The sequence below is a fragment of the Kitasatospora sp. NPDC051702 genome, assembly GCF_040681575.1.
In the GTDB taxonomy this organism is placed as follows: Bacteria; Actinomycetota; Actinomycetes; order Streptomycetales; family Streptomycetaceae; genus Kitasatospora.
Window position 1 is genome coordinate 1 of record NZ_JBFAZB010000096.1, and the last position, 6,008, is coordinate 6,008.

Annotated in this window: 8 protein-coding genes; 3 read left to right on the forward strand and 5 right to left on the reverse strand. The window is 67.7% G+C overall.

All coding sequences use genetic code 11. From position 1 onward, the window contains the following. The 5 genes from AB0N04_RS38315 to AB0N04_RS38335 form a co-directional block, all read right to left on the reverse strand. Positions 1-398: NUDIX domain-containing protein (locus AB0N04_RS38315; protein WP_363365753.1), on the reverse strand; the 398-nt coding region annotated here is incomplete at its 3' end. A gap of 123 nt (positions 399-521) precedes the next feature. Beyond that, the gene (locus tag AB0N04_RS38320) at positions 522-1,331 is read right to left on the reverse strand and encodes an aminoglycoside phosphotransferase (RefSeq protein ID WP_360223306.1); all 810 of its coding nucleotides are present in this window, start codon (positions 1,329-1,331) and stop codon (positions 522-524) included. A gap of 70 nt (positions 1,332-1,401) precedes the next feature. Beyond that, the gene (locus tag AB0N04_RS38325; protein WP_360223309.1) at positions 1,402-1,533 is read right to left on the reverse strand and encodes a hypothetical protein; all 132 of its coding nucleotides are present in this window, start codon (positions 1,531-1,533) and stop codon (positions 1,402-1,404) included. Further along, positions 1,530-2,651, reverse strand: coding sequence for a radical SAM protein (locus tag AB0N04_RS38330; protein ID WP_360223312.1), 1,122 nt, complete (start codon positions 2,649-2,651; stop codon positions 1,530-1,532). Before AB0N04_RS38330 ends, AB0N04_RS38325 begins: the two co-directional genes overlap by 4 nt. A gap of 296 nt (positions 2,652-2,947) precedes the next feature. Further along, positions 2,948-3,466, reverse strand: coding sequence for an ATP-binding protein (locus AB0N04_RS38335; protein WP_360223315.1), 519 nt, complete (start codon positions 3,464-3,466; stop codon positions 2,948-2,950). A gap of 200 nt (positions 3,467-3,666) precedes the next feature. On the opposite strand from AB0N04_RS38335, the gene AB0N04_RS38340 reads away from it, so the two are divergent. Genes AB0N04_RS38340 through AB0N04_RS38350 form a run of 3 tightly spaced genes read left to right on the forward strand, consistent with a single transcriptional unit; the run spans position 3,667 to position 5,962 of the window. Then, complete coding sequence (locus AB0N04_RS38340; protein WP_360223318.1) at positions 3,667-5,019, forward strand: tetratricopeptide repeat protein; 1,353 nt, start codon at positions 3,667-3,669, stop codon at positions 5,017-5,019. A gap of 30 nt (positions 5,020-5,049) precedes the next feature. Next, entirely contained in the window at positions 5,050-5,550 is a 501-nt protein-coding gene (locus tag AB0N04_RS38345) for an NUDIX domain-containing protein (protein ID WP_363365757.1), read from the forward strand. Positions 5,551-5,602: 52 nt separating this feature from the next. Then, positions 5,603-5,962: a hypothetical protein gene (locus tag AB0N04_RS38350; RefSeq protein WP_360223324.1), complete on the forward strand. Its 360-nt coding sequence runs from the start codon at positions 5,603-5,605 to the stop codon at positions 5,960-5,962. The last annotated feature ends 46 nt before the right edge of the window (positions 5,963-6,008 follow it).

A 6,008-nucleotide genomic window follows, 5' to 3' on the forward strand; every position in this document is an offset into this window, starting at 1 on the left:
GCGGGCAGCTCACCCGGGAGGGCCCACTGGTGTGCGTCGTGTTCGGTGAGGACGACGGGTTCGTACTTCTCCACCGTGACGGCGAAGGTGAACTGGCGGGTCGTGCCGCCGCGGCTGTCGGCGTAGTCGAAGTGACCGATGTAGCCGGTGACCTGGTCGACGGTCAGGCCGGTCTCCTCGGCGGTCTCCCGGCGGAGGGCGTCCAGGATGGCTTCCCCGGCCTCGACCGTGCCGGACGGGATCTCCCACAGGCCGCCCCTGTAGTCGTCCGGGTTGCGACGGACGAGCAGGATGCGGCCGTCGCGGTCGATCACGGCGGCGGCGACGAAGCCGGTGATCCCGGCGGCTTCGGCGTCGGCCGCCAGGCCGGCCACGAACTCGGGGGAGGTGACGGTCACGGCAGCTCCTCGTGATGGTCGCTGATCTTGCCGGCCGCGCGGACGTACTGCTCGGCTACCCTCAGATCCTGCTCACGATGCCAGACCGGGAGCTTGATCGTGTGGGTGCTCAGGTCCGAACCGTCACCGAGCACTCCGGAACCGCGCCCACCGCTGGGCGGCCCGGTTCAGCCCAGCGGTCCACGGGTCCGGGTCATCTCCGGCGATGTCGGTCCACATGCGCGCCTGAGCCCGTGCGAAGGCGTCCACCACGGTCGGATCGCCGCTCTTCCACGTCGGAACCCTTGCCGCCCAGGTCTCTGCCGCGGCCGGGCTGTGGCCGCCTGCGGCGATCAACCAGATCACCCAGAGGGCTGGGTCGATCCAGGGTGCCCCCCGTGTGGCCCACGCCCAGTCGACCAGGAGAGCGCGGCCGCCTCGAACCAGGACGTTCTCGTTGTTCAGGTCGGTGTGCAGCAGGGAACCCCCGGCGAACCGGGCCGGCATCCCGGGGTCGTCCACGTAGGCGGCCCACCGCTGCTCGGCGCGGCGCAGCTCGATCGGCGGGCACGGGGTGCGGCCGAGCCGGCTGAGAGCCCCGACCAGCAACTCCAGCTCCCCGGCCTGGCGGTAGTCGGCGTGGCGGGCCTCGACGTGCTCGAACGCGACGAGGCTCCAGCCGTCGACGTCCAGGTGCCACAGCAGCGAGGGGGCGAGGCCCACCACGTACGGGTTGATCTCCGTCTCACGCCGTTGGGTCCACACGCGTGGGTGACTCAGCCGCATCCCCTTGACGAAGACGGTGCTGTCGGCGGTGGTGAGCGTGGCGGCGATCTCGGAGTTGAAACCTGCCGAGACCGTCTCCGAAGCAAGGATGGGCGTTCCGAGGCGGGCGGCGACGGCCCGGTGTACGGCTTCGGGTAGATCTGCCCAGTGCATGCGGATGGTGGTCACGGTACCCAGGCTCCCAGAGTCGGCCCGGAGGCCGACGGCACCACAGCCGTCGGCCTCCGGAGCTCGCGCCCTACCGGTACGGGTTGTCGTCGCTGCACCCGGGGAGGGCGTCAGCACTGAAGTCCTCCATGTCGTCGATGAATGCCAGCGCCTCGTCGTCCTCACGTCGGGTGGCGGTCAGCTCGACCATGACAGCGGTCATCCCGAGTCTCCCTTCTGTTCATGTTGGCAGTAGGTGTTCAGTGGTGCCTTCGCCTCCTGATAGCGCTTGGCCAGCGGTCGGCAGACCGAACAGAGTCCGGAGAGACGACAGCCGGAACAGCCACCGGTGCGAAGCATGAGGCGGTCGGCGATTGCGCCGAGCCGGACGAGACCTTCGACGCCTTCGGCCATGATGTCGATCTGCTCGTCCCGGCCGACCTTGCACATCGATGCCCGTCCGTGCGGATCGACGTGCAGGAAGGTGTGTCCCGCGTTGCAGCCCGTGAAGCGTTCGAGGGCCTTCAGGTGGGCGGGTGACTGGGACGCAAGCGACTCCGCGCCGCCGTAGATCGTCGGCGACATGTGGGTGTACTCCTTGTATGGAATGCCCAGTTCGTCGGCCATACCGCGCATTCGGTCGTTCTCGTGTGCGTTCTGCGCGGTGACGATCAACGCCAGCCGTAGGGGAAGGCCGGCCTCGACCCCAGCGGCCAGCCCGCGGGTGACCCTTCTGAAGGCGCCCCGGCGGCGGGTGAAGGAGTCGTACGTCTCCGCGGTCGCTCCGTAGAGCGACACCGTGACCCGGTACGGCCTGCTGGTGGTGAGCGATTCCAGGATGGTGGGGCTCGTCAGCCGAGTGCCGTTCGTCAAAACCTCGACCATCATTCCGAGGTCGTGCGCGAGCCGGCAGGAGGCCGCGAAGTGGGGGTCGATCAGCGCCTCGCCTCCCGTGATCTGCAGCCACAACACCCCTGCGTCCCGCAGGATCAGGAGCAGCCGCTGCTTGCCTTCGGCGTCCAGGCCGGCAAACCGCTTCTCCCCGAGGTAGCAGTGTTCGCAGTCCAGGTCACAGCCGAGATTGATCTCCCAGCTCGCCCGGCTATGGCCGTACACCGGGGCGTCGCGGATGTGCACGGCATGACTGACCGGCCGAGGGGCGACGTCGATCCCCCACCGGCTGCGGGCGGCGTCCGTGAGCCAGAGTGGAACGGCGAGCCCGGATCCGTGGGACTGCGCCAGTTCCCGGAAGCGCCGTTCGGGCAGCGCGATGCCCTCCAGGCGGCCTGGTCGCAACACGACGAAGCTGTTCAGAAACGGGCTCGCGATCAGGTCGTGCATGGTACGGCTCCTTTGCCGGTGGGTTCCTGGTGCTGCTTCGGCAGGGAGATCAGCCGGTCCGGTTGAAGGGTCGACACCCTCAGACCATCTGAGACTCGGCAGCGGCACGTAGGACTCGCAGGTGAGCCTCGGCGGCCGACACGTGTAGAAGCGCCTGATCCGGTCCGAGGAGCCTGGAACGCGCACGTACTCGTGTCGGGCCCGGTCATAGATCCCCCAGCAGTCCAGCAGGACGAAGTGCGGACTCCGGGAGTCGATCAAGCGGACTACGTACCGAGTGGGCGTGGAAGGCTCGGTCACCGAACGGTCTCCGTCCTCAGCCGGCTCTCGCCGGCCCGGGCCTGCTGCTGCGCCCGGACCTGAACCGCGGAGACGAGTACGGCGAGCCGCGCGTCTCCCGTCACGATCCGGTCGGGTGCCACCTCGAACCACACGACCTTGCCCGTCTCCACCGGGTACCAGCCCCAGGAGTGAGCCAGCGCTTCCACCAGGAGGAGGCCACGGCCGGCGGTGGCCATGTCGTCGGGCGCGCTCCTCTGTGGCAGGCCCGGGCCCGCATCCATCACCTCGACCCGCAGACGCACACCGGTCCACCGGACCGTCACTCGGCAGCAGGTTCTGGTGTTTTCAACGGCATTGGTCATCAATTCGGCGGCGCACAACTCCACATCCCACAAGGACTCGTCGGAGAGTGGTACCGGCCAGGATCGAACCGCGCGGATCAACGACAACCGGGCGGATCGCACTGCGGCCGTTGTCGGCTGCACCTCCGAGGTCTCCCGCACCGGGAGCACAGTCGAGTCGTCGGTGTTCATCAGGCCTCCCAGGCTGAGGAGTTGAACGGCATGGTGGTCAGGGGCCGATCGGTGGTTCGACGTGAGGAAGCCGGGACTCAGTGCAACGAACGGCTTGCATCCCAGTGAACCGACCCAACGGCACGTTCGGTAGGCCCGCCGACACGTAGAGTGGTTTACGCGGTTTACGCGGTTTACAGCTCCACCTCAGGGGATTGATCGTGGCCACACGCAGGGAGCCCAACCAGCGCCTCCGGGAGGCGATTTCAACTGCCGGTTGGACGTACGAGGCTTTAGCCAACGCTGTCCGGCGCGTGGGTGCGGAGAACGGCGAGACGCTCCGCACCAACAAGTCCGCTGTCGCCCATTGGATCAACGGTGCGCAGCCGGCGGGGCAGGCCGGTCGGTACATTGCCGAAGCGCTGTCCCGCCGATCCGGACGGCAGGTCACTCTGGCCGAAATCGGTTTCGCCGCTCCGGAAGAATCCTTGGCAGCGAGCAGCGATCCTGTTGAGGCGGTTGCCAACCTCGGCCGTGCAGATGTCGAACGCCGCACCTTCCTGGCCGTTGCCGCGTTCACCACCGCCGGTGTGGCGATGCCATTGCTCTACGACCCCGAGCCCGTCTCGCGTCTGATGCGTGCCCGGACCGGTAGGGCTCGCGTCGGTGCTGAGGAAGTCGACGTTGTCCGACAGGTCACCGCGGTATTCAGTGCGGCGGACGAACGGCTCGGTGGCGGTCACGGCCTGACCACCGTGACCGCCTACCTCGCCGACACCGCGGCCCCGATGCTCAACGGCCGCTTCCCTGACGAAGGCACACGTCGGCGAGCATTCGGGGCTGTGGCCGAACTCGCATACCTCGCCGGATGGAAGCATCACGACCTCGGCCAGGAGGGTGCGGCCCAGCACTACTATCAGGTCGGTTACCAGCTTGCTGTGGAGTCGGATCCACACGGCCACGCCGGATGGATGATGCGTGCCCTGGCTCACCAGGCGCTCAGCCTCAAGCAGCCGCATCACTGTGTGGCACTGATCGAGAACGCGCTCGCTCGCAGCATCGGTCATGTGGATGGAAGGACCGAAGCGCTTCTCCACATCACCTACGCCCGGGCTTTTGCTGCCACCCGCGACAAGCCCGCCGCAGCCGAGGCACTGCTCGCTGCGGAGAGGGCCCTTACCCGTGACGGTGACCCGCAGCCCAGTTTCTCGCTCGTCAGCGGCCCGGCGGCCGGGACCGTCGCGAGCCATACGGCCCGAACCCTCACCGACCTCGGAGACCACGCAGGAACCGAACAGCAACATCGTGCTGCGCTGATTCGTTGGGACGCCGAGAAGTACAAGCGCGTTCACGCCCTCACCTATGCGGATCTGGGCGACAGCTTGGCTGCTCAAGCCCGCGCGGATGAGGCGGTGGCAACCTGGGGCCGTGCGCTCGACCTCATGAACGGCATGACGTCGGACCGAACGAGAAAGGCGATCTCCTCGATCCGTCCCTGCTTGGCGATCTACCGTAGACGTGGTGTTCCCGGAGCCGTTGACTTGGAACTCCGTGCACGGGAAGCACTGACATGACAGTCGCACCGCAGAGAGGACCCGACGGACGTGGCTCAGCCGACCGCCGATCAGAAAACCGCTCTCAAGCCCGCTACGGAGTCGATGACCTTGCTGGTCGCCGCCGTCATCGTCCACGACCTCGACGCCCAGCGTGTCGTGCTCCTTCGGCGAGGCCCCCGGGCGAAGTTCGCGCAGGGCATGTGGGACCTTCCGGTCGGGAAGAACGAACCCGGTGAGCCGATCACGGAGACGGCGAGGCGCGAACTCAGGGAGGAGACAGGACTCGTCGTCGCTCCCGAGGACCTGCGTCTGGCCCATGTCATTCATGGCGCCCGTGGTGTCGAGGCACCCAACGGCTTCCTGACCGTTGTCTTCGCCGCTCACCGCTGGTCCGGCGACCTCGTCAACGGGGAGCCCGCCAAGCACTCGGAGGTCGCCTGGGTCAGCGCCGACGACGTACCGCACGAGTTCGTGTCCACCACCAAAGCGGCGCTGCACAGTTACCTCGATGGTGGTCCCGCAGTCTCCCTCGACGCGTGGCAGCGCTGATTGCCCGGCAGGCCGGGGATGCCGCCTTGAATGGACGACGAGAGGACTGAGCATGGAGAACGAGGACGGCCGGATCTTCCGTGAGGCATGGATCGCCGGGGTCAGGAGGCACTTCCCGGGTGAGCCGAAGCCGGGATACATCACGCCCTGGGACGAGACTCCGGACTGGGAGCGCGAGTCGGCTGCCGCCGTGTTCGGTCAGGTTCGCGACTTCGTCACGGTGAGCGGCGGCATGACCGCGAAGGTCAGCAGGGAGCAGAAGGGCCGCTTCGTCGCCCTGTGCTGGATCGCCCAGATCCACAAGCACATCCCGGACCCGAAGCCGAGCTATGTCGCCGACTGGGGCGCCCTGCCGGAATGGCAGAAGGAGACGGACACCGACATCTTCGAGGAGATCGAGCGGATCGTCTGACCTGTCGTCGGGGGGGGGGGGCGGGGGGGGGGCCGGGGGGGCGCGC